The sequence below is a fragment of the Dactylosporangium sp. NPDC005555 genome (genome assembly GCF_040605635.1).
In the GTDB taxonomy this organism is placed as follows: Bacteria; Actinomycetota; Actinomycetes; order Mycobacteriales; family Micromonosporaceae; genus Dactylosporangium.
Genome location: NZ_JBEXDG010000001.1, coordinates 79,138 through 103,679, shown reverse-complemented (window position 1 = coordinate 103,679; position 24,542 = coordinate 79,138). Strand labels below are relative to the sequence as shown.

Genomic DNA, 24,542 nt, shown 5'->3' with positions numbered 1-24,542 from the left:
TCATCACGCACAACCGCAGTTCACCGATGTAAGGAGACTCGATGAGGCGCAAGCTCGCCCTCATATCGGCTGTCGCGCTGGCGGCAACCGGCGGTGCTGTCCTGATCGCCAACCAGGCGTTCGCGGCGGCCGGATGTTCGGCCAAGTACACGATCACCAACCAGTGGCCCGGCGGCTTCGGTGCCCAGGTCGACGTCACGAACCTCGGCGACCCGCTCACCAGCTGGAACGTCGGCTGGGACTTCGGCAACGCGTCCCAGACGATCTCGCAGATCTGGAACGCCAACAAGACGCAGTCGGGCGTGCACGTCAACGCCACGAGCCTGAGCTACAACGGCGGCATCGCCACCGGCGGCGTGATCTCGTTCGGGTTCAACGGCAGCTGGAGCGGTGCCAACCCCGCCGGCACCAACTTCACGGTGAACGGCGTGGCCTGCACCGGCGGCACCACCACCAGCCCGACCCCGTCGGCGTCGCCGTCCACGTCGCAGAACCCGACGGCGCCGACCGTGTCGCTGACGAGCCCGTCGTCCGGCGCCTCGTTCACCGCGCCCGCCACGGTGAGCCTGGCCGCGACCGCGACCGCCCCCGGCAGCACCGTCAGCAAGGTCGAGTTCTACAACGGCGCGACGCTGCTGGGCACCGACACCACCTCGCCGTACACCTACAGCTGGGCGAACGTCGCCGCCGGCTCGTACTCGCTGAGCGCCAAGGTGTTCAACGCCGCGAACGCGACCGCCACCAGCACCGCGGTGCCGATCACGGTGACGACCGGCGGCACGAACCCGGGCCACGTCGACAACCCGTACGTCGGCGCCAAGGTCTACGTGAACCCGGACTGGTCGGCGAAGGCCACGGCCGAGGCCGGCGGTAGCCGGATCGCCAACCAGCCGACCGGTGTCTGGCTCGACACGATCGCCGCCATCGCGGCGCCGGCCGGCTCGGGCTACACCACGAGCATGCGCAAGCACCTCGACAACGCGCTCGCCCAGGGCGCCACGCTCGCGCAGTTCGTGATCTACAACCTGCCCGGCCGTGACTGCGCGGCGCTGGCGTCCAACGGTGAGCTCGGCCCGACAGAGATCGCCCGTTACCGGACCGAGTACATCGACCCGATCGCCGCGATCGAGGCCGACCCGAAGTACGCGTCGATCCGGATCGTCAACATCATCGAGATCGACTCGCTGCCGAACATCGTCACCAACGCGGGCGGCGAGGCCGGCGCGACCGCGGCCTGCGCGGTCATGAAGGCCAACGGCAACTACTCCACCGGCATCCAGTACGCCCTGAGCAAGCTGCGTGCGGCCGGCAGCAACACGTACAACTACATCGACGCCGCCCACCACGGCTGGCTCGGCTGGGACAGCAACTTCGGCCCCGCCGCGCAGCTGTTCGCCACCACGGTGCAGGGTGCGACCGGTGGCTTCAGCACGGTTGACGGCTTCATCACCAACACCGCGAACTACTCGGCGCTGACCGAGCCGTTCGTCACCATCGGCGCCACCGTCGGCGGTCAGTCGGTCCGGCAGTCCAAGTGGGTCGACTGGAACTTCTACACCGACGAGCTCACCTTCGCTCAGGCGTTCCGCACCAAGCTGGTCTCGCTCGGCTTCAACGCCAACATCGGCATGCTGATCGACACCTCCCGCAACGGCTGGGGCGGCACCGCCCGTCCGACCGCGGCGAGCACCTCGACCGACATGAACACCTGGGTCAACGCGTCCCGTATCGACCGTCGTATCCACGCCGGCAACTGGTGCAACCAGAGCGGCGCAGGCCTCGGCGAGCGTCCGAAGGCCGCCCCGGCCTCCGGCATCGACGCGTACGTCTGGATCAAGCCCCCGGGCGAGTCCGACGGCTCCAGCTCGCTGGTCCCCACCGGCCCGAACAACCCGGGCGGCAAGGGCTTCGACGGGATGTGCGACCCGACCTACACCGGTAACGGCCGCAACGGCAACAGCATGAGCGGCGCCCTGCCCAACGCCCCGGTCTCCGGCGCGTGGTTCTCGGCCCAGTTCCAGCAGCTCATGACGAACGCCTACCCGGCGCTGTAAAGCAGCACGAAACTCGCAAGACCGGAGGGCCCCCGACACGGCGTCGAGGGCCCTCCGGCCGCGGATCAGCTCGACCAGCGCGCGCGTGCCCTCGGTGGTGCTGCCGCGCGGGTCGTTGTTGTACATGGCGGAGATGTCCAGGAACGCGCCGTCGAAGCCGAAGCGCCGGTACAGCCGGACGATCTGCTGCGCGAGGTGCCGCCGCCACGGCTCGTACGACGGGTTGATCAGCGCGCCCCAGCTGTGGTCGAAGTGCCGGGAGGCGTCCCAGTCGACCGAGCCGATCGGCATGTGCCCGCCGTCAGCCCGGCTCCGCCGAACGGCCCCCGCACCAGTTGAGCATGCGATCGGCCTCGATGCCGTCGATCGCGACCGTCCACGTGCGCCCGTCCGTCATGGCGAATTCCAGGTGCGTGGCGTCGGCGAACCGGGCCGAGTTCACCTTGATCGCCGGGATCTCCCGCGCGCCGTAGCCGGTGATGAGCGCGTCGTACTCGGGACGGGTCCGCGCGCCCGCCCGGGCCGTGCACGCGACGTCCTTGCGGCTCTCCCGCCCGAACAGGCCGGTGGTGCGCAGCCGGTAGTGCAACAGGCCGTCATTGTGCACGACCAGCTCGCGGCCGCCGGTGCTGGCGGCGACCCGGGTGCCCGTGGCGTGCACCGGGTCCGGGTCGACCGAGGAGCCGACGTTGGCGATCGCGCCGTCGCACAGCGCGAACAGCGCCGCGACCGTGCCGACCGTGACGGCGGCCCGCGCGGCGACCCGGTTGCGCAGGCCGAGGTGGGCGGCGACGGTCAGGGCCGCGACGGCGGCCAGGGCCACCGGCGCCCACCGGCCCGGCCGCTCCAGCGGGATGAAGTGCACGAAGCGCCACGACGCGAGCCCGACGGTCAGCAGCCCGGTCGCGACGACCACCAGGGTCAGTCCACCGAGGACGGTGAGGACGAGCGCGGTCCAGCGCCGGGACATCGGACGCGCCGGTCCGGGGCCCGCGTCCGGCGGCCCCGCATCCGGCGCCGGGATCGCCGTGGAAGGTGGCTCGGGCTCGGGTGGGGGCGGCGCCCCCCGGCGTGCCGTCATGCCCGCAATCGTCGACGGTCAGCCCGTCGGTGACAAGACCCTCTGCTCGTCCACAGTGGATCTGCGCGCGGTGAAGGCGAGCAGCAGCAGTACGCCACCCGCCAATGCGACAAGAGCACCGGTGACGGCCGTGATGTGCATGGCGGTCACGAACGCGTCGTCGGCCGCGGCGGCCAGGTCGGGGCGGTGCAACTGCTCCGCGACCGCGCGGGTGTGCTCGGCCGACGGGCCGGCGGCGGCGCGGGCCGCCGGCGGCAACCCGGCCAGGGCCGGCGCGATCCGGTCGCGGTAGGTGCTCGCCAGGATCGTGCCGAGCAGCGCGATGCCCAGGACGCTGCCGACCTGCCGGACGGTGTTGTTGACCGCGGACCCGGCGCCCATCCGGTCCAGTGGCAGCACCGCGATCACGGCGGCGACGGTCGGCGCGATCACCATGCCCATCGCGATGCCGCTGACCAACCCGACGACGCAGAACCACAGCAGCGGCGTGTCCAGGTCGAACGTGAGGTTGGCCAGGAAGCTCGCGCCGACCACCAGCAGCGCGCCGCCGCTGACGAGGCCGACGCCGTAGCGCTTCGCCAGCCGCGCGCCGAGCCCGGAGCCGGCGGCGACACCGATCGCGCCGGGCAGGAACGCCAGGCCGGTCTCCAGGGCCGACATGCCGCGGGCGCCCTGCAGGTAGAAGTTGCCGTAGAACATCTGGCCGGTGATGCCGAAGAACAGGGCGGCGAGGGCGAGGTTGCCGGCGCTGAAGCGGCCGTTGCGGAACAGGCGGGGGTCGAACGACGGCTCCGCCGAGCGCCACTCCACGGCCGTGAACAGCGCGAGGACCGCGACACCGCCGAGCACCGGCGCCCACACCTGCCACCTGGTCCAGCCGGTGTCCTGGCCGGCCTCGATCAGGCCGTACGCCAGCAGCGCCAACCCGGCGGTGGACAGCAGCAGACCGAGCGGGTCGGGACGGCGGCGGGACCCGAGCTTCGGGTCGGGCACCACGAGCAGCACGCCGGCCAGGGCGATCCCGACGACCGGCAGGTTGACCAGGAACACCGACCCCCACCAGAAGTGGTCGACGAGCACCCCGCCGAGCAGCGGGCCGAGCGCGACGCCGACGCCGCTGGACGCGGACCAGACCGCGATCGCGCCGGCGCGCCGCTCAGCCGGGAACGTCGCGCCGATGATGGCCATCGAGGTCGGCATCATCATCGCCCCGCCGAGCCCCATCAGGCCGCGGGCGAGGATCAGGCCGGTCGCGTCGCCGGCCCACGCGGCCCAGACGGACGCCGCGCCGAAGATCGCGAGGCCGGCGGCGAGGACCGTGCGGTGCCCGTAGCGGTCGCCGAGCGCGCCGGCGGCGAACAGGGCGGTGGCGAACAGCAGTGCGTAGGACCCGACGGCCCACTGCAGCTCACCGGGGGTGGCGCCGAGACCGGTGCGCGGGTCGGCGATGCGTTCCAGGGCGATGCCGAGGATGGTCGTGTCGATCCAGATGAGCACGGCGGCGAAGACGAGCACCGACAGCACGCGGCGTTGCTGGGGTAGGTTGATTGACAGGTCCCTGACGGTCATGGTTTCACTGTGGCAAGAGCGTCAGGTTCCTGTCAATGATGGCGCGGCGCACAATGGTCGCGTGAGTACCGAAGAAGCCTGCTCCACGTTTCTCGTCCGGCACGCGTGGCTGAGCCTGCGCGGCGTGGTCGCCGAGGCCCTCGTGGAGCACGACCTCTCCGTCGCGCAGTTCGCGTCCCTGCTCCTGCTGCGCGAGTCGCCCGGCATGTCCGTCGCCGACGTCGCCCGCAAGGTCTCCACCGCCCGCCAGTCGGCCAACGAGATGCTCGGCGGCCTGGAGCGGGCCGGCCTGGTCGAGCGCCGCCAGCACCCCACCGACCGGCGCTCGCAGCAGATCATGCTGACGCCCGCGGGCCTGGAGCGGCTGGAGGCCGCGCTGCCGACCGTGCAGGCCGTCGAGGCCCGCCTCTCCGCCGGCTTCAACCCGTCGGAGCTGGCGGCCGTGTCCGCGTGGCTGCACCGCATGGCGGCCGCCTCATCCGGGATAAATGAGGAAATTCCGACGCTTTGACCTGGACATTTTGTGCTCCAGGTCACACCATGGAGGGACTGACGTAACCGGTGGAGGTGCGTCCCATGGAACTGCTCGGTGGCATTCAACGGGTGGAGCACGCGATACAGACCCCGGCCGGAGACCCGGCCTGGGGACAGACGGTCAGTCAGGCCGTCGCACAGCTCAAGGCGGCGTTCGCCGCCCACGTCGAGGAGACCGAGGGCCCGTCCGGGCTCTACGCCGGTGTCCTCGGCGACGCGCCCCGGCTCGCGCGGGGGCTCTATGGGCTCGTCGGCGACCACGAGACCGTCTGGGAGGCCCTGGACGACCTCGAAGGACATCTCGGCTCACGGGGCACCCGCCACGAGGTGGTCCGCCAGGACGCGGCCCGCCTCATCAGGGAGGTCTGGCAGCACCGGCAGCGCGGCGCCGACCTGCTCTACGAGGCGTACGACACCGATCTGGGCGGGGAGACCTGACGGTTCCCTTACGACGCCTCTAGAAGCGTGCTGCGCCGTGCGGCGCGCTCTACGCTCGGGCGATGGGGCAGCGTGTACTGGTCGTCGACGACGACCCGACCGTCAGCGACGTCGTGCGGCGATACCTGGAACGCGAAGGGTTCACCGTCGAACTCGCCGGCGACGGGCAGCGGGCGCTCGACGCGTACGCCGCCGAACGCCCCGACCTCGTCGTGCTCGACCTCATGCTGCCCGGCATCGACGGGCTCGAGGTCTGCCGCCGCCTGCGCGCGCAGGACCGCACCCTGCCGGTCATCATGCTGACCGCGCTCGGCGAGGAGTCCGACCGCGTCCTGGGCCTCGAAATCGGCGCCGACGACTACGTCACCAAGCCGTTCTCACCCCGGGAGCTGGTCCTGCGGGTGCGGTCCGTGCTGCGGCGCGTCGTCCCGGTCGCGGTCGCCGTGGAGATGTTCGTCGACGGCGACCTCAGCGTCGACGCCGCCCGGCGCATCGCCACCCTCCGCGGCCAGGCGCTGGCGCTGACCGTGCGCGAGTTCGACCTGCTGGTGTTCCTGATGCGCAACCCGGGCCGGGTGCTGCGCCGCGCCGAGCTGCTCCAGCAGGTGTGGGGCTGGACGTTCGGTGACCAGTCGACCGTCACCGTCCACATGCGACGCCTCCGGGAGAAGGTCGAGGACGACCCGGCCGAGCCTCGGCGGATCCTCACCGTGTGGGGCGTCGGGTACCGGTACGAATATGCGTGACGTCCTCTTCACCTTCCTGATGGCGCTCGGCGGCTCCCTGACCGTCGCCGTCGCCGGGCTGCTGGTGCTGCGGGGGCCGCTGCGCGGCCGCTCCGTCACCGCGCACATCGTCGTGCTGCTGCTCGTCACCGTCCTCAGCGTGCTCGCCGGCATCCTCGGCGCCGCCATGGAGATGTTCATCTCCGACCACGACCTGCACGTGCTGCTCATCGTCGTCGGCACCGCCGCCACCATCAGCCTCGCCGCCGGGCTCTGGGCCGGTCGGCGCCTCGCCAGGGCCAGCATGTGGGCGGCCGAGGCGCGCGAGCGGGAGCGGGAGGCCGAGGCGCGGCGCCGGGAGCTCGTCGCGTGGGTCTCCCACGACCTGAGGACGCCCCTGGCCGGTCTGCGGGCCATGACCGAGGCCCTGGAGGACGGCGTCGTCTCCGACCCCGCCACGGTCGCCGAGTACCACCACCGGATCAGCGCCGAGACCGACCGGATGGCGGCCCTCGTCGATGACCTCTTCGAGCTGTCCCGCATCAACGCCGGGGCGCTGCGGCTGACCCTGTCCGACGTCCCCCTCGGCGACGTGGTCTCCGATGCGATCGCCTCCGCGACGCCGCTGGCCGACGCCGCCGGGATCCAGCTGATGGCCTCGTCCGGCGGGTGGCCGACCGTTCAGGGCTCCGTCCCGGAACTCTCCCGGGTGGTCGGCAACCTCATCCGCAACGCCATCCGGTACACACCGCCGGACGGCACCGTGGTCGTCTCCGGCGGTCAGGACGCCTCCGGCGGCTGGCTCGCGGTCAGCGACACGTGCGGCGGCATCCCGGAGCCGGACCTGCCGCGCGTGTTCGACGTGGCGTTCCGCGGTACACCTGCCAGAACGCCGACCCGGGACGCCGGTGGGGGACTCGGGCTCGCGATCGTCCGAGGCCTCGTCGAGGCGCACCACGGCGACGTGGCCGTCACCAACGACGGTGACGGCTGCCGCTTCGTCGTGCGCCTGCCGGCCAGCGCCTGATGCCGTCCAGCGCGTGCCGCTTCGTCGTGCGTCTGCCGGCTAGGGCCTGATGCCGTCCAGCGCGTGCTGGCAGGAGTCGTCGGGGTGCTCGGGCAGGGCCGGGATCACGTCCAGCAGCACCGTCCGCAGGCGCGCCGTGTTAGCCGCGAACACCTCGAACACCTCCTCCATCGTCACCCCGTGGTCACCCTCGACACCCGCGTCGAGGTCCGTGACCAGCGCGATCGACGTGTAGCACAGCGCCAGCTCCCGGGCCAGGACGGCCTCGGGGTGCCCGGTCATGTTCACGACGGCACCACCCATCGCCGTGTACCACCGCGACTCCGCCCGCGTCGAGAACCGCGGCCCCTCGACGACGACCATCGTGCCGTCCCCGGCCTCGATCCCGTGCCCGGCCGCGATCCTCTGCACGGTGGCCCGGCCCGTCGCGCAGTACGGATCCGCGAAGTTCACGTGGACGCCGCCCGTGTCGTAGTAGGTCTGGACCCGCCCCGACGTCCTGTCGATCAGCTGATCCGGCACCACGAACGTGCCCGGCCCCAGCTCGGGCCGCAGCCCGCCGACCGCGCACGGCGCCAGGACCTGCCGCACCCCGATCTCCCGCAACGCCCAGAGATTGGCCCGGTAGGGAATCTTGTGCGGCGGGAACCGGTGGTCCCGGCCGTGCCTGGGCAGGAAGGCGGTGCGCCGCCCGCCGACCGTCGCCACCGTCACCGGATCTGACGGCGCGCCGTACGGCGTGTCGAGCACATGTTCCTCGGCGTCGTCCAGCAGGGCATACAGCCCGGAACCACCGATGACGGCAACGTCGGCGAGTGAGGTCACGCGACAGACCCTAACCGCGAGCGGCGGGTCAGGCTAATGTGCGAGACATGACGCTCGCACCCCGCCTCGCGACGATCGCGGTTCTCAACCGCGCGGCCGGTCATGTTGGCTGGTGGAGCTGATGTCTTCATACGGCGACCTCGGCGGGATGGAGCAAAACCCATCCGGCCGGCCCGACCGCCCCGATCCAACGGGTGGGATGTCCGGTGGAATGTTCGGAGCGCCGACCGGGCGGGGATCACCAAGACCGGGTAGCTCCAGCACCGGGCGGGGCACGTCGAAAAAGCGTCGAGGGAGGGCGATGGAGTCGTTGACCGGCCGGCTGCTGGTGGCGACGCCCGCGCTCCGCGACCCCAACTTCGAACGCACCGTCGTCCTCGTCGTGGCCCACGAGGAGGGCGGCGCCCTCGGCGTCGTGCTCAACCGCGCCACCGAGGTCCAGGTCGCCGACGTCCTCGGCGGCTGGGGCGCCCTCGCCGGCGAGCCCCCGGTCGTCTTCGAGGGCGGCCCCGTGCAGCCCGAGGCCGCCATCTGCCTCGCCCGCACCCGCCCCGGCGTCGAGGACCTCGCCGGCTTCAACCGCGTCTCTGGCGCCGTCGGCACCGTGGACCTCTCCGGCGACCCCGACCTCCTCGTCGCCGGCGTCGTCGGCGTCCGCGTCTTCGCCGGCTACGCGGGCTGGTCCCCGGGCCAGCTCGAGCGCGAGATCGAGAGCGGCTCCTGGTTCGTCTTCGACGCCCTGCCCAGCGACGCCTTCGCCCCCCGCCCCGACGACCTCTGGCACATGGTCCTGCGCCGCCAGGGCGGCCTGATGGCCGCGGTCGCCCACTACCCGGCGGACCCGACGCAGAACTAGATACCCGTTGTGAGACCCCCCGCGGAGTTGTGTACTATTCCGTGAGTGCCCGCGAGACCGGGGCACGAAGATGGGGACGTGGCGCAGCTGGTAGCGCACCACACTGGCAGTGTGGGGGTCAGGGGTTCGAGTCCCCTCGTCTCCACTCCATCAATCGGCGCTTCCTGCTCATCGGCGGGGGCGCCGATTCGCGTTGGTGATTCCGTCATTTTCCCGCGCACGGCTTCGCCGCGCTCCCCGGAGGGGGAGCTTCGCTCCGCCCACACCCCTCAAACCCCGTCGCGGGGTGCTCTGGGTTGCAGTCCTTGCCCTTGTGCGTTTGGCGCGTGTACGGATGCGCCTCTCGCAGTGCGAGCCTGGTTGCGGTAGGCACGGGTTGGGCTTGGGCGGGGTCGCTGAGCTGCTCCTGTCCGGCCTGTATTACATGCAATACAGTGGTGCTATGAGCGAAGTCCTGTGGCGGATGCCGCAGCCCGACGAGCGTCCGCAAGCGGACCTCGGCGACGGGCTCACAGTGGCGGACGTCGCCGAGGCGCTGGAGCGGCCAGCTACGTTGCAATTTCAGCAGCGCGGTGAGTTGCAGCGCGCCTACATCGCTCCCGCCGCCGACGGGCGGCTCGTGTCGATCCTGTTGTTCCGCAATGACGACTCGTTCGTCTGGCGGGTCCGGGCGGCGCGTCTGGCCAGTGCGGCCGAGGCGGAAATTTGGAGCAGGAGGGGCGACTGAGATGACGCAGGTTCCGGACTTCAGGGCGATGACGCAGGACGAACTGGCAACGTGGTTCATGAACAACGACGCGAGCGCGCTGTTCGCGTCTGGCAACCGCACCCACGACACGGCGGTGCAGGTCGACACCGAGGATCAGCCGACGAGTCAGCTCGTCTCCTTGCGGATTCCGAGCGACGTCGTCGCGCGGATCGACGCGGCGGCCGGCCGTGATCGGGAGGGTCGCTCAGGGATCATCCGGCAGGCACTTTCCGAGTGGCTGGAGCGTCATGGCGAAGCGGAAGCTGCATAAGGTCGGTCACTCATCGACGAAATTGACCGGCTCGGCTGGGCGATGCCACCGGGCTCCGCTGAACCCGGCCCGGCGTGCCAGATCCGTGCCAGATCGGTCGGGTGTTCATGGGGAACCGCGGGGAGTAGTGGTCGGTCGATGTCATGTGCGCTGGTCACGTCGTTGCAGGTCGTGTGTGGTGGTGAGCCCGGTTCTGGCAGTGTGGGAGTCAGGGGTTCGAGTCCCCTCGTCTCCACTCCATCAATCGGCGCTTCCTGCTCATCGGCGGGGGCGCCGATTCGCGTTGGTGATGTCGTCATTCTCCGCGCACCGGCTCCGCCGGTGCTCCCCGGTGGGGGAGCTTCGCTCCACCCACACCCCCTCAAAACCGTCTCGGGGCCCGACCTCGTTCGAAGAGTTCTGGGCTTTCGTTTTGGCGTTGATGCTTGGTGAGCCTGCGTCCGACTTGAGCCGGGGGCCGGTTCCGGGGTTAGGGGTTATGCGGCCTCGGTGGTGTCGGGGTGGCGGGCGAGCCATTCCGCTACGGCGGTTCTGATGATGCCGGAGCGGCCTTCGCGGTCGCGGCCGGCGGCGGCGTCGAGGGCGTCAACCATGGCGGCCGGCATCTTGAGCGACACCATTCTGCCCATCGGGACGCCTGTCTCATCGACCTGTACGAACTGGCCTTCAATCGGCCGGCCAGTGCCGACGAGGCCGCTCGTGTCGTTGCCGGCGAACCATTCGGCGACCTGGTCGTCCGTCATGTTGTTCAGATCAGGCTGTTCCATCACGCTGCTCCCGTCTGCCTGGCCCATTGATCGATCTCTTCAAGCGTTGCCAACCGTGCGAAGCGGATCCGCCACACGAACGAGCCGTCGTCGCGGATCAACAGGATACGAATGAGCCGCGACATTCCCCGGCTTGGAGCGGTCACGGCAAGCCGCAACTCGCTGAGCTCGACCCGGTGCTGCTCGCCCTCGGCCCGCACCAGTGCCTCGGCCAGGTCGGCAGCGGTCAGGCCGTCCCGCAGGTCGGCCTCGGGCCGCCCGCCCGCTGTCGGCATGCGCCAGAGGATCTCGCTCACGTATTAAGAGTAATACGCTTAAGACGTTCAGCAGCTCGTTCGGCCGCCGTCGTGCCACATCCGTGCCACATCAGACGGTCAACCGCAGGAACTGGCAGGGAGCGCCGGTCCGGCGGGTCGAGGTTCAGAGGTCGTGAACTCGTAGGTCGATGATGGGTGCGAGTCCAGACCTGACAGTGTGGGGAAGCGTCTCACTACTGCGATGCGTCCGGGAGACATGCGTGTACGTGCCGAGGCCCCAGGACCGGCGCAAGAGGCGCGTCACCCGCCTGGTCATTGCGGTCGTCTTCACCGTCGCGGGTCTTGTCTTCGGCTGGGTCGCTGTCGACGAGGCGAGAGGCGGTGTGGTCGACGCCGAGGTGGTCGGCATCAGCTACAACGGCGCTGGCCGGCGGGTCTATGACGTCCGGTTCGAGGTGGCCGGCCGGGTCTGCTCGTCGCGGGTGGACTCCGGCTCCAAGCCGAAGCCGCGCGACGTCCGCATCGGTGGGATCTCGCGGCTGCGGTACCCGGCGTCGGACCCATGCCGGAAGGTGCGTGAGACGATCGCCGCCGGGCCCGGCCCGATGCCTTTCATCGCGGCGGTCGTCGCGCTCGGCTTTTGGGTGGGCGTGTGGCGTCTCCGGCCGAGCCGACCCACCGCCGACCGATCCAACTAAAAGACGTTTTGGTCAACAGTCGCCCTGCCGTCGTGCCAGATCGCCCGGTCGCAGGGGCCGGCGGGGGAGTAGCGGTCCGACGAAGCCGGATGGGAAAGCAGTGTCAAGGGGGCGGTGGGACGGGTCACGTCGTGCCGTCCCGTGTTGCGACCTTCGCGGTGACGAGGCATGTTTGAGTCATGTCCGTCGTTGCGCCGTCCAGCCGTCTGCGGCGTGGCGTGCGGCGGCTCACGCTGGCGTTGTGTGCGTTGATTCTCGGGGCCGGGTTCACCCCGGCGCTGCCGCTGTCCATTGTGGATCGTCCGGCGCCGGCCGTGGCCACCGCCGCGCAGGCGGCCGTTGTAGCACCGGCACGTCCGTCGGTCGTGCGACTGCCGGCCGCGATCCGGACCGCCCCGGAATTTCCGCAGGCCGTCGGTGGCGCCGTCGGTACCATGGGCGCGGTTGCGGTTGTTCTTGAAGGTGCCACCGTGGGCGCCGCCGCCGGACGTGCGCCACCCCGGATCCTGGCCTGAGACGCAGTCCCCCTCTCGCCGCTCGATCCCCCCTCGAGGTGCATCCATGGACGCCGCTCTGCAGGACCTTGCCCACGGCATGCGCGAGGCCCTGGCCATCTGGGCCGCGCTGCTCGCCGCCGTCGTCGTCACGTTCGTCATCCTCACGTTGCTGTCCAAGCGCCAGGAGCGCCGCGACGTCGCGCCCGGCCCGTCGTGGTGGGCGCGGCTGCGCAAGGCGGTCCGCGACCCGGAGGCCGCCCGGGAGCGGCAGCTCGCGGTCGAGCAGCGCAACGCCGAGCTGCGGGAGCTGCAGCGGTTCAGCGACGAGCTTGCCGTCGCCGCTTCCAGGACCACGGTGATGGCGGGCCGCCGCCGCGAGGAGTGGGAGGCCGCGCAGCGCACGCAGGACGCGGCCTGGCGGGCGTTCGAGGAGGCCGAGCAGGCGGTCAGGCGGCTGGAGCGGGCGCAGGCGTTCCCGCTCACCGAGGACGACCCGGAGACCCGCCGTCAGCACATGGTGCGCATGGTCAACGCCGCGCACCGCGACGGTGAGCTGTCGGCCGCGCACCTCGCCGACGCGCTCATGCACCGCAACGGCTGGGACCCCGCCGAGCACCCGTTCGCCCAGCAGCTGCGCATGCGCAGGATCATCCGGGATCGGCTGTTCCGCACGTACCAGCAGGCGTCGACCCTCGAGCGGGAGACCGCTGCCGCCGCCGACCTGGCCGCCTCGTCGAAGCGCAGCCTGGACGACGAGTCCTTCAGCGCGACCCTCCAGGTGCGCACCGCCGCGCCTTCTTCGGTGCGGTTTCAGCGTTCCAGGCCGGCCCTGCAGTAACGGGTGGGACGCTTCGTAACGGTGGCGTCACAATCCAGGGGGGCCGGTCATGGGCATTGAGTTGTCGATCATCGCGGGGCTCTGCTACGCCTCGTCCAGCGTCAATGCGACCGGCGCCGACCACCATCCGGTCACCGAGGAGGAGACCGAACTCTTCGGCCTGTCCGGCGACGCCCTCACCGAGGCCGTCGCGGCGTGCCTGGGCGAGGCGCCGGACCTCGCGCAGCTCGACGGCTTCCTGCACCGCTCGCACGACTGGTCTCCGGTCACCACGACCCTGGTCGTGCAGAGCGCCTCCGTCACCGGTGTCGGCTCGATGCCGGTCAGCCTGCCGCTGACCGGCGGCGGCGCCCGCCTCACCTGCTCGGCGACCCACCTGTGGTCCCCGGCCGGCGGTGTCAGCCCCACCGAGCCGGTCCGCTACGGCATCACGTTCCCGGCCGGCGGCGCCGCGCTGAACTACGCCCACGACTGGGGCACCGGCACCGCCGAGTCCGCGAGCGTCGACCTGCCGCCGGGCGCCGCGGGCGACGAGGTGGTCGCGCTGGGCATGAACCTCGGCGTCCGCGTCGTCTACGACGCCTACCTGTCCGGCGAGATCGCCGTGCACTACCGCGACGGGCACCAGGGCCACCGGTACTGGGCCCTCGATGTCGGCACCGTCATGGCGGCGGCCGGGCTGCTCAACGGGCGGCACTTCGCGGAGAACCTGAACATCCGCTACCACGCCAGCACCCGTGTCGTGCACGCCGACGCCGACGGCAACCTCAGCACCCTCGCCGGCCCCGGCATCCGCACCGGCGCCGACCTGGCGCTCACCGGCGCCGACCTGGCGCTCACCGGCGCCTAGCCTGCTGCTTTTGCGACACCTGTGCGAGTGATGCCGGTCTACGGGGTAGCGTGTCCGCCGTGGATCTGACCGTCATCCTGGGGCCGATGAAGAGTGGCAAGTCGCTTGAGCTGGTGAGCCTGCTGTCGCCGTTGCAGTTCACCGACGTGCGGCACAAGGTGTTCCAGAGCGCCAGGCACGTCCGCGACGCGGGCGTCGTCTCGCGCAGCGGCGCGGCCCTCGCGACCGTGAAGGCGAGCTCGCTGACCGCCGCGCTGGATGACGACGTCGACGTGGTCGGCATCGACGAGGTGCACATGTTCGCGATGGCCGACATGGCGGTCGTGCGGGCGCTGCTGGAGCGCGGCACCAGGGTCGTCGCCGCCGGCATCGACCTGGACCACCGCGGCGAGCTGTTCGCGCCGGTCCGGGCGCTGCTGGAGCTGGGCCCCGCCTCGGTGACCTACCGGCGGGCGGTCTGCGATGTGTGCCGCGGCTTCAGCGCCGTCTACACACAGGTCCTGGAGCACGGCGAGCCGATGCTGCGCGAGCTGGCACCGTCGACCGCGCTGCCCGACGACGGCACGTACACCTACGAGGCCCGCTGCCGCACCTGCGTGGTCCTGCCCACCACCGCCGCCCGCACCCTCCCCCGCCAGCAGACCACCGCCGCCGCCTGACCCGCCCCGCCGCGATGCCCCGCCATGATCCGGAAGACCTTTTGTCGCCAGAGCAGCAAAAAGTCTTCCGGATCACGGGGGCGGGGGACGGGCGGCGGGGACCACGGTGATGCCACGCGCACGCGTGTGAGCCTGCCGCGCGGAACGCGCTGGCAGTGCGTCGCGGAGCGGCGCATTGGGGGGCTCCGGGGGTGAGAATCCCCCCGGCGGGACCCGCGCGAAGCGTGGGGCAGCGAGCTATCGCCGAAGGCGAAATGCGGGAAACAGCTCAGGCTGCGATAGCGGCCATGGCGAACGGCTGCGCGACCGGGCGGCCGAAGTGGTAGCCCTGGGCGAAGCGGTACCCGAGCCGGTAGAGCTCCTGTGCCTGCTCGGCGGTCTCGACGCCCTCGGCGATCGCGTCGAGGTTGAGCCCGTCGCTGACGTTGATGAGCGCGGTCGCGATCACCGAGTGCCGGCCGGCCATCGTGATGTCGTCGACGAAGGACTTGTCGACCTTCAGGATGTCGACCGGGCACGTCTGGAGCAGGCCGAGTGACGAGTGTCCGGTGCCGAAGTCGTCCAGCGCGATCCGCACGCCGAGCTCGTGCACGGCGTCGAGGGCCTCGATCGCCCGGCCGCCGCCGAAGACCGCGGTCTCGGTCACCTCGATCGCCAGCCGGGCGGCCGGGAAGCCGGTCGCCGCCAGTACCGCGGCGACGACCTCCGGGAAGTCGGGCTCGGCGAGCTGCCGGGCCGAGACGTTGACGGAGACCTTGCCGGGCGCGGCGTCGCCGAGGACGTCCAGCCACGCCGCCCCCTGTGAGCAGGCCTCCAGCAGGATCCAGGCGCCGAGCTCGACGATCTGGCCGTTCTGCTCGGCGACGGGGATGAAGTCGGCGGGGCTCATGAACCCGAGCGTCGGATGGTGCCAGCGGATGAGGGCCTCCACGCCGGCGATCCGGCCGTGCGGGAGGGTCACGATCGGCTGGTACACCAGCTGGAACTGACCCTGGTCGAGGGCCTCGCGCAGCTGCGCGCCGAGCAGGGCGTGCGCCGAGGCGCGCTGGTCGAGTTCGGGTCTGAAGCGCTGCTGGCGGGACTTGTCCTCCTTGGCCGCGTACATCGCGACGTCGGCGCGGCGCAGCAGCTCGAAGGGGTCGCGGGTGCCGGCTGCGTCGGCGACGCCGATGCTCGCCTGGACGAGCAGGTGCTGGTCGCCGGCGAACACCGGCTCCTGCAGGGCGGTGGCGAGCTCGGTGACCATCGCGTCCGCGGCCACGGGACCGGTGCCGGGCATGAGGACCGCGAACTCGTCGCCGCCGAGCCGGGCCACGACGTCGCCGGGGCGCAGGACCCCGACGAGCCGCCTGCCGACGGCGGCGAGCAGCTGGTCGCCGATGGCATGGCCGAGCCCGTCGTTGATCCGTTTGAAGTCGTCGAGGTCGATGAACGCGACCTGCGGCGGGTTGCCGGCGTCGAGCTCGTCGCGGATCAGCTCCTCCAGGAACCGCCGGTTGGGCAGTCCGGTGAGATCGTCGCGCATGACCAGGTCGCTGAGCTGGTCGGCCTGGTCCTGCACCTTGCCGACCAGGCCGGCGATGCGCACGACCACGAGCAGGAAGACGGCGCCGGCGACGGCCCCGATGGCGAACCAGTCGATGTTCCGGCCGCCGAGCGCGCCCTGCAGGAGCAGCAGTCCGGGCGCGATCATCGAGCTGACGGCGAGGACGGTGAGGCGGCGCCGGGACAGGGCGGTGTCGGCGGTGCCGGTGGGTTCGTCCATGCCGCGCATCGACGGATGTAGCGCGGCGCCCGCGAGCAGCACGTACGACGTGAGCCAGCCGACCTGGAGGTAGCCGCCGGGCGTCGCGTCGTAGGTCGACATGACGGAGTACGTGACGTCGGTGCTGAACATCACCAGCATGCTGGACACGAGCAGCCAGTAGCTGCCGGTCTTCGCGGCGCGGCCGGCGAGGAGCCGGGCGAGCAGCACGAGCAGGATCACGTCGGCGGTCGGGTAGGCCAGGGAGCACAGCCGTTGCACGGTCGACACGCCACCGGTTTCGGCGATGGGGCGCATGACGAACACCCAGAACAGCAGGCCGGCGCCGGCCGCGGCGATGCACGCGTCGATCAGGCCGGCGAGGTCGCGGCCGTGCCGCCGCAGCATCATCCACAGCCCGGTGGCGAGGGCCGGGTACGCGCCGAGGTAGAACACGTCGGCGGGGGACGGGAACGGGACCTCGTGCAGCACGTTGACGAAGATGCCGTAGGTGACGTCGCCGAGGACCCAGACGGCGAGCCCGGCGGCGAACCAGTACCAGAGCGCGCGCCGCGGTGGCCGGTTGCGCCGGACACCGATCAGCACCATGGTGACCGCGCCGAAGCCGACGGTCTCGTATCCGATGTTCGCGACGTAGCCGGTCTTGGGCAGCAGCGGATAGGTGGCCGCGCACAGGCCACCGATCAGCAGCCAGACCAGCCACAGCCGTCTGGCGACCCAAGTCTCCACGGGTTGGTTATCGGCAGCGCTTCAGGTGCGGTTGAGAGCTCTGGCAGATAATACGTATTACCCTCTTGTGCTCCGCGCTGGGCTTTCCGAAACTCGGTCACATGCCACCTGTAACCCGCCGCCAGGTGCTGGCAGGTGCCGCCGGTTTCGCCGGCGCACTCGCCATCCCCAGCATCGCGTCCGCCGCCCCCGCCGGATTCCCCACCTACAAGTACCTCGGTCAGCCGCTGCCCGCGAGCCTGGCCTACAACCCCACCGGGGAACTCATCTTCCCCTGTATCCGCGGCATGTACGACAAGATCAGCGGTGCCCGCGGCCGCTACTACCTCTACTACGCGCCCCACGACGCGCCCGGCGGGATCTGCCTCGCCTACGGCAACTCGCTGTCCGGTCCGTTCACCGAGCACCCGGCGAACCCGATCATCAGCCGCACCTGGTCGCCGCACTACTCGGTCAGCCACGTCTCGTCGCCGCACGTCGTGTGGAACGCCTCGACCAAGCAGTTCTTCATGTATTACCACGGCGAGAACACCACGACCCGGCTGGCGATCTCCAGCGACGGCATCAACTTCACCTACTACGGCACCGTGCTCACCACGGCGATGGTGCCCGGCACCAGCGAGACCACCTACGCGCGGGTGTTCGAGCACCGCATCGCCGCGCTCGGCAACAAGTACGTCATGGTCTTCATGGGCCTCAAGAGCGGCCGGCGGATCTTCTGGGGCTGGTCCAACGACGGCAAGTCCTGGCAGTTCGACCCCAACCCGCTGGTCTCGCCCGCCGCCGACGGGCAGACCGACCTGAGCGGCCCGCATCTGCTGTACCGCAACAACACCACCTATGTCGTCTACCACGGCTCGTCGGGCGACATGTTCCTCACCGAGGTCGGCAACAACTTCGACAAAGAGGTCCACCTCGGCGTCTTCCACTACGCGCTGACCGGCGCGCCGGACAACAACCGCTCCGCGGCGCCGTCCTTCGGCACCGACGGCGGCGTGCAGTACATGTTCTACGAGGCGGGCCAGCGCTCGGGCACGAAGATAGCGGTGGCGCGCGCCGTCTGATACAAACCGGGCATGCTTGCCTGGGGCGTCGATTTCACCACCGCAGAGTTACGAACCGGGGTCCGGCAGACCGACGGGTTCACCTGTGGACCCACCGTCGCCATGGTGGCGTCGGCTCTGCTGGACCCCATGTACGCGGACGGCGTCGCCGACTACGGCGCCGAGCAGCACCGCATCCACACCGCCGCCAACCGGGTGTGGCCGAGGAAGCTGGGCACCACGCCGTGGGGCGTCGCCGCGACGATCTCCCACCACACCGCCGAGCTCGGCGTCCGGTACGGCTGGCGGCTCTTCCACGGCCGCCGCGACCGGCTCGCCGACGTCGCCGCCGCCGTCGACACCGGCTGGCCGGTCGCGATGCTCGTCGGCAAGGGCGTGCCCCGGCACTGGGTGCTGATCACCGCGCACCCGCGGGAGACGGTGCTGCGCTGCTTCGAGCCGGGCTCGGGTCAGGTCCGCGAGGTCACGATCGAGGAGATCCAGCAGCACCGGATTCCCCGGCTGGGCTTCCCGCGGGCGTACGCGCTGGTGCTGCCGACAGGTTGAGGCGGGTCCGCACCTTCTCCTTGGTGCGCTCGGGCAACTCGTCGGCGGCCAGGAGCCGGGGCAGCAGCGCCGGCTCGGCCGTCAGCGCCCGGAACGCGACGCCGACCGTGACGTCGTGCGCGGGGGAGTGCACGACCTCGACCGGGTCGCCGGCGCGGATCGTGCCCGGCCGCACGACGCGCAGGTAGGCGCCGGGCAGCGCCCGCTGTGTGAACCGCTTGATCCAGCCCCGCTCGTCGAGCCAGGCGGCGAAGGTGCGGCACGGGATCCGCGGCGCGGACACCTCCAGCAGCAGCTCGTCGCCGATGCGCCAGCGCTCGCCGATCCGGGCGCCGGTGACGTCGAGCCCGGACGTCGTCAGGTTCTCCCCGAAGACGCCGCCGGGCAGCTCCCGCCGCAGCTCGGCCTCCCACCGGTCGAGGTCTTCCCGCGCGTACGCGTAGACCGCCTGGTCCGGGCCGCCGTGATGGCGCACGTCGCAGACCACGTCGCCGGCCACGCCCGTCTCCTGGGTGCCGCGCGGGCCGGGCACCGTCACGAGCACCGGACCGTCGATCGGTCGCTTGTCGATGCCCGTGGTCGGGACGTCCGAGTGTGCGGTCGGGGCGGCGGTGCCGGCGTTGACGGAGATCAGGTATGCCACGCTCAGACGCTAGCGTCCGCCTGTACCGACCGTTTCGACAGTCCCATGAAGTAGCCGTCGATCACCGAGGTCGCGGGCGCGTCCGGGCGGTCGGCGGCACCGAGCGTGACGAACAGTGGCGTGTAGTGCTCGACCGTCGGGTGGGCGAAGGGCATGCCCGGCGCCTGGCTCGCGTACCGCGCCAGCGTGTCGACGTCGCCCTTGGCGAGGGCCTCGGCCGCCCACGCGTCGAAGTCGGCGGACCAGCCGGGCCGGCCCCCGGTGCCGAGCCAGTGCTCGCGGCGCAGGAACGGCAGGCCGTGCGTCATGAAGCCGGAGCCGACGATCAGCACGCCCTCGTCGCGCAGCGGGCGCAGGCGGCGGCCGAGCTCCAGCAACCGGTCCGGGTCGTGGGTGGGCAGGCTCAGCTGCAGCACGGGGACGTCGCCCAAGGGGTACATCACCATGAGCGGCACCCAGGCGCCGTGATCGAGGCCGCGGTTGCGGTGCTCGTGGACCGGCTCCGAGTCGGGCATCGCGGCGGCGACCCGCTGGGCGAGCGCCGACGCGTCCGGGGTGGCGTACTGCAACTGGTAGAAGTGCGGGGCGAAGCCGCCGAAGTCGTAGACCAGCGGCGTGCCGGCCGCCGAGCCGGAGACGCTCAGCGGTGCGGACTCCCAGTGCGCGCTGACGATGAGGATCGCCTTCGGCTTGGGCAGGCCGGCGGCCCAGTCGGACAGCTCCCGCATCCACGGGCCGTCCTCCAGCAGCGGCGGGGCGCCGTGGCTGAGGTAGATGCTGGGCAACGCGCCGTCGGCGGGCGTCCAGACGCGCTGGTCCCGGCTGGCCGGGATCGCGGTGGCGAGGTGTCGGTCCAGCTCGGGCAGCGCACTCATGCATTGAATGTAGCCAGTAGTTGAGCGTTCAACAAGGCCGTGGGGTCGAGTCTAGGGTGCGATGGCCGTCTCAGCGGCGCGGAGCAGGGCGTCGGCGACCGCTGGGGTTTCCTCGGCGCCGTACACGAGCAGCAGCTGTCGCTCGGGTCCGCCGCGGCCGTCCGTGGCGGTGGCGTGCTCCACGACGACGCGGGTGGTGGTCAGCTGGTCGCCGACGGCGACGTCCATCTCGGCCACGCCGATGTCGACCTGCCGGACGAAGAGTTCCTCCATGGCAAAAAGCGTGCCGCCCGCTCGGGGGCCGGGCGTCGCCTGCAAGGAGTGATCAGTGATGGGCTCTGGACAGGGTCGTCACGAGCATCGCGGCCTCGTGCAGGTGGGACTGCTCGGCCGGGGTCAGGGCCGGGTCGGCGCCCCGCCGGCGCACCGCGGCCTCCAGCTGCGACAGCGGGTTGTCCCGCGTGCAGGACAGGAGCACGTCGAGGAACACCTCGGCCCGCTCCGCGAACTCGTTGCCCGGCTCGATCGCCACCTGGGCGACGATCAGGGCGCTCATCGCCACGTCGAGCTCCGGCGGGCCCTCGGTGCTGTTGCGCCAGTCGATGACGACCGGGCCGCCCTCGGTCATCACCACATTCTCCGGGTGGAGGTCGAGGTGCAGGATCCTGGTGCCGGGGTCCTTCGCCGACCGCACGCGCACCTTGTGCAGCCGCTCCAGGAGGTCGGCGAGGACGGTCCCGCCGTCGCGCAGGTCGAGCGAGCCGTCGGCGAGCGCCTGCAGCATCGTCGGCCCTTCGAGCCGCTCCAGGATGAGGTCGGCGCCGCTCGCCTCATAGACCCTCGGCACGGGGTAGCCATGATCGGCGACATACCGCATGACGGCGGCCTCGGCGGTCGTGTCGCCGCCGAGCCGGTAACGCCGCAGCACCCGCCGCTCGTCGAGGGCGTAGACGTCCGCGTCGCGACCGCTCGCCAGGAGTGCCGTCATGCCCTTCACCCTACTGGTTGCCCCTTACAACCACCGGCCCGTGCCTCGGGGCGTCGCCCGGTTCTGTCGCCCGGTCCTGTCGTCCGGTTCTAGAGCCAGCCGTTCTCGTCGGCGAGTCTGACGGCCTCGGCGCGGGTGCGGGCGCCGGTCTTGCCGATCGCCGCCGACAGATGGTTGCGCACCGTGCCCTCCGACAGGCCGAGCTGCCCCGCGACGTCGGCGGCGGTGCCGCCCTCCCTGGCCGCCCGCAGCACGTCGGCCTCCCGGGGCGTCAGCGGGCTGTCGCCGCTGGCGAGGGTCTCCGCGGCCAGGGCCGGGTCCACCACCCGCAGCCCGGAGGCGATGCGCCGCACGGCGTCGGCGAGCTGCCGGGCCGGGGTGTCCTTGACCACGAAGCCGGACGCCCCGGCGGCCATCGCCCGTCGCAGGTACCCTGGCCGCCCGAACGTCGTCACCATCAGCACCTTGCACCCGGGCATCGCGCTGCGCAGCGCCGCGGCCGCCGCGATCCCGTCGATGCCGGGCATCTCCACGTCCAGGAGCGCCACGTCGGGGCGGTGCTCCCGCGCCGCCGCGACGACCTCGTCACCCCGCCCCACCTCCGCCACGACGCTGAGGTCAGGCTCCAGGTCGAGCAGCGCCGCCAGGGCCCCCCGGACGAGCGCCTGGTCATCCGCGATCAGCAACCGTATCGGCGTCGAACCCACGCACGGATGCTGCCACATGCTGTTACCCGCTGTTTCCCGCATTTCGCCTTCGGCGATAGCTCGCTGCCCCACGCTGCGCGCGGGTCCCGCCGGGGGGATTCTCACCCCCGGAGCCCCCCAATGCGCCGCTCCGCGACGCACTGCCAGCGCGTCCCGCGCGGCAGGCTCACACGCGTGCGCGTGGCATCCGTCGGCCAGCCGGATGTGTTGCCAAGAGAACAGTGATCTGAGTCACTGGCCGTGGCCGCGGCCAGTGACTCAGCCTGCCAGGCGGGTGATCGTTCTGACGGCGGCGGCCGTCACCCTGGCGGCGAAGTCCAGGTCGAGGCTGTCCAGGGTGTCGGTGGGCTGGTGGTAGTCCGGGTTGCGGTACTCGGCCGTGTCGGTCACCAGCAGGGAGCGGCGGCCCGAGGCCCAGTACGGCACGTGGTCGCTGCGCAGCACGACGTCCATCGCCTCGACCGGGATGATGAGGGGGAACGTGGGCAGGTTCGGGGCGGCCGCGGAGGCGAACGCGTCGGCGAGGCCGGCCGAGGCGGGGTCGGCGACCAGCGCGATGAAGTCGCCGACCGTCGGCGGGTCGAGCAGGAACGACGGCGCCGCCTGGGTCGGCGACGTGCGGCCGATCATCTCGAAGACGATCGACTCGGTGCCCGGGGTGATCTGCCCGACGTGGGCGGTGCTGCCCTGGAAGCCGTCCTCCTCGCCGCCGAAGAGGCAGAAGCGGATCGTGCGCGCCGGCAGGTCCAGGTCGCGCAGCGCGCGGGCGGCCTCCAGGACGCCGGCCACGCCACTGGCGTTGTCGTCCGCGCCGGGGGTGTCCTCGACGGTGTCCCAGTGCGCGCACAGCTCGACCGCGTCGTCGGAGGTGCCGCCCTCGATCTCGGCGACGAGGTTCACGTCGTGCAGTTCGCCGCCGTACCGCTCGACCCGCACGACGAGACCAAGGCTGCTGAGCTCGTCGGTGATGTACCGGAGGGCGGCGGGCACGCCGGGCAGGTCGCCGCAGCGCGGCCCGTTGGCGACGAGCGCGGCGACGTGGCCGCGGAGACGATCGGCGGAGATCATGCGCACCAGAATATTGAACCGGATATGGAACAGCCCCCGAGGTTCCCGCGCTGACTGCGCGTGGGCCGGCTGGACTGACACCGGAAAGCCTCGGGGGCTGGGAAACTGCCTCGTATTCGCCGTGCCGCCATCCGAGCGGCCGCACGAAGTGCGAGTCCAGAGGACGGCGGCTAGCTGACAGTCACCTCATGAGTCCCATTGCTACACAACGTTGGACCACCTCCTTTCCCATGTACGACCAACCTAGCCACGCGCGTCGAGCGCCTGCAACGGTTTTTCGGGAGCAAGGTGGTTGTCTTCGGCCTCGAGCCGCTTGATGAGCCGCCGGACGATGATCAACGGCACGATGCCGAAGACGCCGAAGGAGATGTCCAGCACCGTCCACCAGCCCGGGATGCCGCGGACCGGCCCGGCGAACAGCGCCAGGGGCACCACGCCGACGCACGCGATCATGCCGAACTCGATCACCCAGATGTTGCGCACCGGGTCGCGCAGCGGCCCCCAGAAGGCGACCGCGATCACCAGGTGCGCGAAGGCCAGCCAGTCGGTGCCGTACATGATGAACGGATAACGGTCGTTGGTCTCGGTGATGCCCTGGTCGACCCGCGCGATCCAGGCGACGAGGGCGTCGGGCGCGACGTCGATCCGGTCGAGGACCGACCGGAGCCAGTGCACCTCGTGCTCGAGCGGGAACGCGGTCACCCCGCTGGCGACCAGGCCGATCAGGAACAGCACGAGCCAGATGCGGATCTTCCGCCGCGTGGTCATGGCCGCAGCGTAGGCCGCTTTCTCAGGAGGGAGTGACCCTCGTCACGAGATCTGCACAACACGGTCACGCCGGCTCCCCAGGGGGTAGGAGCCGGCGTGGCCGAAGGGGGTTCAGTACCCGCCGCCGCTGTCCCCGGTGGCGGCCTGGGCCTTCTTCCCCTCGGGCGTGAAGGCGAACCACGTGCCGCCCACGCCCTGGCCCTTGGTCTCGCCGACCTTCGTGTCACCGGCGAACCGGTACGCGGGCCAGCTGTTGATCGTCAGCTGCAGTGAACCGTCGGCGCGGGTGACCTTGCCGATGAGCTTCTGGTCGACGCCCTCGATCTTCATGTTCTCCACGTACGGCACGTACGGCCACTTCGCCAGGCAGTCCGCCTCGCAGTTGGACTTCGGCGGCTTCGGGGTGTCCTTCTCGAAGCGGTAGAGGGTCCAGCCCTTCCAGTCGGTCACCACTCTGCCGAGCGTGGCGTCGTCGCGGACCTTGACCCCGGCGACGTTGGCGGCGGCGGACGGCGCGGCGGACGTCGCTGCGGGGGCCGGCGCACCGGTGCCGGCGGCGGGGGCCTCGGCGCCGGTCGCGGCCTGGTCCTGCTTGGTCAGATCGATCGAGTCGCAGCCGGTCAGCGACAGGGCGGCCACGGCGGCCACGGCGAGGGTGAGGACGATCTTTCGCATGTCGGGGTCTCCTGGTTCGC

At 71.2% G+C, this 24,542-nt stretch carries 29 protein-coding genes and 1 tRNA gene; 16 read left to right on the top strand and 14 right to left on the bottom strand.

Features of this window, described 5'->3' with window-relative positions:
* Positions 1–41 precede the first annotated feature (41 nt).
* Entirely contained in the window at positions 42–2,054 is a 2,013-nt protein-coding gene (locus ABZS58_RS00590; protein ID WP_354776088.1) for a glycoside hydrolase family 6 protein, read from the top strand.
* 301 nt (positions 2,055–2,355) lie between these two features.
* Here ABZS58_RS00590 and ABZS58_RS00585 read toward each other — a convergent pair whose 3' ends face one another.
* Together ABZS58_RS00585 and ABZS58_RS00580 are read right to left on the bottom strand one after the other, a co-directional pair.
* Positions 2,356–3,135 (bottom strand): hypothetical protein, encoded by a 780-nt coding sequence (locus ABZS58_RS00585; RefSeq protein ID WP_354776086.1) that lies wholly within the window; start codon positions 3,133–3,135, stop codon positions 2,356–2,358.
* 18 nt (positions 3,136–3,153) lie between these two features.
* Positions 3,154–4,704, bottom strand: coding sequence for an MFS transporter (locus ABZS58_RS00580; RefSeq protein ID WP_354776084.1), 1,551 nt, complete (start codon positions 4,702–4,704; stop codon positions 3,154–3,156).
* Between the two features lie 61 nt (positions 4,705–4,765).
* On the opposite strand from ABZS58_RS00580, the gene ABZS58_RS00575 reads away from it, so the two are divergent.
* From ABZS58_RS00575 to ABZS58_RS00560, 4 genes are all read left to right on the top strand, one after another.
* Entirely contained in the window at positions 4,766–5,215 is a 450-nt protein-coding gene (locus tag ABZS58_RS00575; RefSeq protein ID WP_354776082.1) for a MarR family transcriptional regulator, read from the top strand.
* 65 nt (positions 5,216–5,280) lie between these two features.
* Positions 5,281–5,676 carry a hypothetical protein gene (locus ABZS58_RS00570; protein WP_354776080.1) on the top strand — a complete coding sequence of 132 codons (396 nt, stop codon included), beginning with the start codon at positions 5,281–5,283 and terminating at the stop codon, positions 5,674–5,676.
* Between the two features lie 62 nt (positions 5,677–5,738).
* A complete protein-coding gene (locus ABZS58_RS00565; protein ID WP_354776078.1) occupies positions 5,739–6,422 on the top strand; it encodes a response regulator transcription factor in 684 nt (227 codons plus the stop codon).
* Positions 6,415–7,428, top strand: a complete 1,014-nt coding sequence (locus tag ABZS58_RS00560; protein WP_354776076.1) for a HAMP domain-containing sensor histidine kinase — start codon at positions 6,415–6,417, stop codon at positions 7,426–7,428. The genes ABZS58_RS00565 and ABZS58_RS00560 overlap by 8 nt, the downstream gene beginning before the upstream one ends.
* A 39-nt stretch (positions 7,429–7,467) precedes the next feature.
* Here ABZS58_RS00560 and ABZS58_RS00555 read toward each other — a convergent pair whose 3' ends face one another.
* On the bottom strand, positions 7,468–8,253 hold the full coding sequence (locus tag ABZS58_RS00555; protein WP_354776074.1) for an S-methyl-5'-thioadenosine phosphorylase: 786 nt from the start codon (positions 8,251–8,253) through the stop codon (positions 7,468–7,470).
* 301 nt (positions 8,254–8,554) lie between these two features.
* Between ABZS58_RS00555 and ABZS58_RS00550 the strand changes: the two genes are divergently transcribed.
* From ABZS58_RS00550 to ABZS58_RS00535, 4 genes are all read left to right on the top strand, one after another.
* Positions 8,555–9,109 (top strand): YqgE/AlgH family protein, encoded by a 555-nt coding sequence (locus ABZS58_RS00550; RefSeq protein WP_344501559.1) that lies wholly within the window; start codon positions 8,555–8,557, stop codon positions 9,107–9,109.
* A 72-nt stretch (positions 9,110–9,181) separates the two neighbouring features.
* Positions 9,182–9,254: transfer RNA gene (locus tag ABZS58_RS00545), tRNA-Ala, on the top strand.
* Between the two features lie 297 nt (positions 9,255–9,551).
* Positions 9,552–9,836 carry a hypothetical protein gene (locus tag ABZS58_RS00540; RefSeq protein WP_354776072.1) on the top strand — a complete coding sequence of 95 codons (285 nt, stop codon included), beginning with the start codon at positions 9,552–9,554 and terminating at the stop codon, positions 9,834–9,836.
* Position 9,837: 1 nt separating this feature from the next.
* Entirely contained in the window at positions 9,838–10,128 is a 291-nt protein-coding gene (locus ABZS58_RS00535) for a ribbon-helix-helix domain-containing protein (protein ID WP_354776070.1), read from the top strand.
* A 476-nt stretch (positions 10,129–10,604) separates the two neighbouring features.
* On the opposite strand, the gene ABZS58_RS00530 is transcribed toward ABZS58_RS00535, so the two are convergent.
* Complete coding sequence (locus ABZS58_RS00530) at positions 10,605–10,895, bottom strand: ribbon-helix-helix protein, CopG family (RefSeq protein WP_354776068.1); 291 nt, start codon at positions 10,893–10,895, stop codon at positions 10,605–10,607.
* Complete coding sequence (locus tag ABZS58_RS00525; protein ID WP_354776066.1) at positions 10,895–11,191, bottom strand: hypothetical protein; 297 nt, start codon at positions 11,189–11,191, stop codon at positions 10,895–10,897. Before ABZS58_RS00525 ends, ABZS58_RS00530 begins: the two co-directional genes overlap by 1 nt.
* A gap of 221 nt (positions 11,192–11,412) precedes the next feature.
* On the opposite strand from ABZS58_RS00525, the gene ABZS58_RS00520 reads away from it, so the two are divergent.
* The 5 genes from ABZS58_RS00520 (at position 11,413) to ABZS58_RS00500 (ending at position 14,694) form a co-directional block, all read left to right on the top strand.
* Positions 11,413–11,850: a hypothetical protein gene (locus ABZS58_RS00520; protein ID WP_354776064.1), complete on the top strand. Its 438-nt coding sequence runs from the start codon at positions 11,413–11,415 to the stop codon at positions 11,848–11,850.
* Positions 11,851–12,029: 179 nt separating this feature from the next.
* Complete coding sequence (locus ABZS58_RS00515) at positions 12,030–12,365, top strand: hypothetical protein (RefSeq protein WP_354776062.1); 336 nt, start codon at positions 12,030–12,032, stop codon at positions 12,363–12,365.
* Between the two features lie 46 nt (positions 12,366–12,411).
* Positions 12,412–13,185: a hypothetical protein gene (locus ABZS58_RS00510; protein ID WP_354776060.1), complete on the top strand. Its 774-nt coding sequence runs from the start codon at positions 12,412–12,414 to the stop codon at positions 13,183–13,185.
* Positions 13,186–13,234: 49 nt separating this feature from the next.
* A complete protein-coding gene (locus ABZS58_RS00505) occupies positions 13,235–14,035 on the top strand; it encodes a hypothetical protein (RefSeq protein ID WP_354776059.1) in 801 nt (266 codons plus the stop codon).
* Between the two features lie 59 nt (positions 14,036–14,094).
* On the top strand, positions 14,095–14,694 hold the full coding sequence (locus tag ABZS58_RS00500) for a thymidine kinase (protein ID WP_354776057.1): 600 nt from the start codon (positions 14,095–14,097) through the stop codon (positions 14,692–14,694).
* 268 nt (positions 14,695–14,962) lie between these two features.
* Here ABZS58_RS00500 and ABZS58_RS00495 read toward each other — a convergent pair whose 3' ends face one another.
* The gene (locus ABZS58_RS00495; RefSeq protein ID WP_354776055.1) at positions 14,963–17,188 is read right to left on the bottom strand and encodes an EAL domain-containing protein; all 2,226 of its coding nucleotides are present in this window, start codon (positions 17,186–17,188) and stop codon (positions 14,963–14,965) included.
* Positions 17,189–17,289: 101 nt separating this feature from the next.
* Between ABZS58_RS00495 and ABZS58_RS00490 the strand changes: the two genes are divergently transcribed.
* Both ABZS58_RS00490 and ABZS58_RS00485 read left to right on the top strand, forming a co-directional pair.
* Positions 17,290–18,252, top strand: coding sequence for a hypothetical protein (locus tag ABZS58_RS00490; protein WP_354776053.1), 963 nt, complete (start codon positions 17,290–17,292; stop codon positions 18,250–18,252).
* 12 nt (positions 18,253–18,264) lie between these two features.
* A complete protein-coding gene (locus ABZS58_RS00485; protein ID WP_354776051.1) occupies positions 18,265–18,798 on the top strand; it encodes a hypothetical protein in 534 nt (177 codons plus the stop codon).
* Here ABZS58_RS00485 and ABZS58_RS00480 read toward each other — a convergent pair.
* The 8 genes from ABZS58_RS00480 to ABZS58_RS00445 all read right to left on the bottom strand — a co-directional run bounded on the left by ABZS58_RS00480 (position 18,716) and on the right by ABZS58_RS00445 (position 24,522).
* The gene (locus tag ABZS58_RS00480; protein ID WP_354776049.1) at positions 18,716–19,441 is read right to left on the bottom strand and encodes an MOSC domain-containing protein; all 726 of its coding nucleotides are present in this window, start codon (positions 19,439–19,441) and stop codon (positions 18,716–18,718) included. The genes ABZS58_RS00485 and ABZS58_RS00480 overlap by 83 nt on opposite strands.
* A 2-nt stretch (positions 19,442–19,443) precedes the next feature.
* The gene (locus ABZS58_RS00475; protein WP_354776047.1) at positions 19,444–20,316 is read right to left on the bottom strand and encodes a class III extradiol ring-cleavage dioxygenase; all 873 of its coding nucleotides are present in this window, start codon (positions 20,314–20,316) and stop codon (positions 19,444–19,446) included.
* A 51-nt stretch (positions 20,317–20,367) separates the two neighbouring features.
* Entirely contained in the window at positions 20,368–20,589 is a 222-nt protein-coding gene (locus ABZS58_RS00470) for a hypothetical protein (RefSeq protein ID WP_354776045.1), read from the bottom strand.
* Positions 20,590–20,641: 52 nt separating this feature from the next.
* Positions 20,642–21,304: a phosphotransferase gene (locus tag ABZS58_RS00465; RefSeq protein WP_354776043.1), complete on the bottom strand. Its 663-nt coding sequence runs from the start codon at positions 21,302–21,304 to the stop codon at positions 20,642–20,644.
* An 89-nt stretch (positions 21,305–21,393) separates the two neighbouring features.
* A complete protein-coding gene (locus ABZS58_RS00460) occupies positions 21,394–22,029 on the bottom strand; it encodes a response regulator transcription factor (protein WP_354776041.1) in 636 nt (211 codons plus the stop codon).
* 240 nt (positions 22,030–22,269) lie between these two features.
* On the bottom strand, positions 22,270–23,079 hold the full coding sequence (locus ABZS58_RS00455) for a M20/M25/M40 family metallo-hydrolase (protein WP_354776040.1): 810 nt from the start codon (positions 23,077–23,079) through the stop codon (positions 22,270–22,272).
* 243 nt (positions 23,080–23,322) lie between these two features.
* Positions 23,323–23,847: a hypothetical protein gene (locus tag ABZS58_RS00450; RefSeq protein WP_354776038.1), complete on the bottom strand. Its 525-nt coding sequence runs from the start codon at positions 23,845–23,847 to the stop codon at positions 23,323–23,325.
* A 111-nt stretch (positions 23,848–23,958) separates the two neighbouring features.
* Positions 23,959–24,522, bottom strand: a complete 564-nt coding sequence (locus tag ABZS58_RS00445; RefSeq protein WP_354776036.1) for a hypothetical protein — start codon at positions 24,520–24,522, stop codon at positions 23,959–23,961.
* Positions 24,523–24,542 lie beyond the last annotated feature (20 nt).

What these genes read in the sequence shown, in the direction of transcription:
- ABZS58_RS00590 (WP_354776088.1), top strand. Translation starts at nt 42, where the DNA reads ATGAGGCGCAAGCTCGCCCTCATATCGGCTGTCGCGCTGGCGGCAACC.
- ABZS58_RS00585 (WP_354776086.1), bottom strand. Translation starts at nt 3,135, where the DNA reads ATGACGGCACGCCGGGGGGCGCCGCCCCCACCCGAGCCCGAGCCACCT.
- ABZS58_RS00580 (WP_354776084.1), bottom strand. Translation starts at nt 4,704, where the DNA reads ATGACCGTCAGGGACCTGTCAATCAACCTACCCCAGCAACGCCGCGTG.
- ABZS58_RS00570 (WP_354776080.1), top strand. Translation starts at nt 5,281, where the DNA reads ATGGAACTGCTCGGTGGCATTCAACGGGTGGAGCACGCGATACAGACC.
- ABZS58_RS00565 (WP_354776078.1), top strand. Translation starts at nt 5,739, where the DNA reads ATGGGGCAGCGTGTACTGGTCGTCGACGACGACCCGACCGTCAGCGAC.
- ABZS58_RS00560 (WP_354776076.1), top strand. Translation starts at nt 6,415, where the DNA reads ATGCGTGACGTCCTCTTCACCTTCCTGATGGCGCTCGGCGGCTCCCTG.
- ABZS58_RS00550 (WP_344501559.1), top strand. Translation starts at nt 8,555, where the DNA reads ATGGAGTCGTTGACCGGCCGGCTGCTGGTGGCGACGCCCGCGCTCCGC.
- ABZS58_RS00540 (WP_354776072.1), top strand. Translation starts at nt 9,552, where the DNA reads ATGAGCGAAGTCCTGTGGCGGATGCCGCAGCCCGACGAGCGTCCGCAA.
- ABZS58_RS00535 (WP_354776070.1), top strand. Translation starts at nt 9,838, where the DNA reads ATGACGCAGGTTCCGGACTTCAGGGCGATGACGCAGGACGAACTGGCA.
- ABZS58_RS00530 (WP_354776068.1), bottom strand. Translation starts at nt 10,895, where the DNA reads ATGGAACAGCCTGATCTGAACAACATGACGGACGACCAGGTCGCCGAA.
- ABZS58_RS00515 (WP_354776062.1), top strand. Translation starts at nt 12,030, where the DNA reads ATGTCCGTCGTTGCGCCGTCCAGCCGTCTGCGGCGTGGCGTGCGGCGG.
- ABZS58_RS00510 (WP_354776060.1), top strand. Translation starts at nt 12,412, where the DNA reads ATGGACGCCGCTCTGCAGGACCTTGCCCACGGCATGCGCGAGGCCCTG.
- ABZS58_RS00505 (WP_354776059.1), top strand. Translation starts at nt 13,235, where the DNA reads ATGGGCATTGAGTTGTCGATCATCGCGGGGCTCTGCTACGCCTCGTCC.
- ABZS58_RS00490 (WP_354776053.1), top strand. Translation starts at nt 17,290, where the DNA reads ATGCCACCTGTAACCCGCCGCCAGGTGCTGGCAGGTGCCGCCGGTTTC.
- ABZS58_RS00485 (WP_354776051.1), top strand. Translation starts at nt 18,265, where the DNA reads ATGCTTGCCTGGGGCGTCGATTTCACCACCGCAGAGTTACGAACCGGG.
- ABZS58_RS00475 (WP_354776047.1), bottom strand. Translation starts at nt 20,316, where the DNA reads ATGAGTGCGCTGCCCGAGCTGGACCGACACCTCGCCACCGCGATCCCG.
- ABZS58_RS00470 (WP_354776045.1), bottom strand. Translation starts at nt 20,589, where the DNA reads ATGGAGGAACTCTTCGTCCGGCAGGTCGACATCGGCGTGGCCGAGATG.
- ABZS58_RS00465 (WP_354776043.1), bottom strand. Translation starts at nt 21,304, where the DNA reads ATGACGGCACTCCTGGCGAGCGGTCGCGACGCGGACGTCTACGCCCTC.
- ABZS58_RS00460 (WP_354776041.1), bottom strand. Translation starts at nt 22,029, where the DNA reads ATGTGGCAGCATCCGTGCGTGGGTTCGACGCCGATACGGTTGCTGATC.
- ABZS58_RS00455 (WP_354776040.1), bottom strand. Translation starts at nt 23,079, where the DNA reads ATGATCTCCGCCGATCGTCTCCGCGGCCACGTCGCCGCGCTCGTCGCC.
- ABZS58_RS00450 (WP_354776038.1), bottom strand. Translation starts at nt 23,847, where the DNA reads ATGACCACGCGGCGGAAGATCCGCATCTGGCTCGTGCTGTTCCTGATC.
- ABZS58_RS00445 (WP_354776036.1), bottom strand. Translation starts at nt 24,522, where the DNA reads ATGCGAAAGATCGTCCTCACCCTCGCCGTGGCCGCCGTGGCCGCCCTG.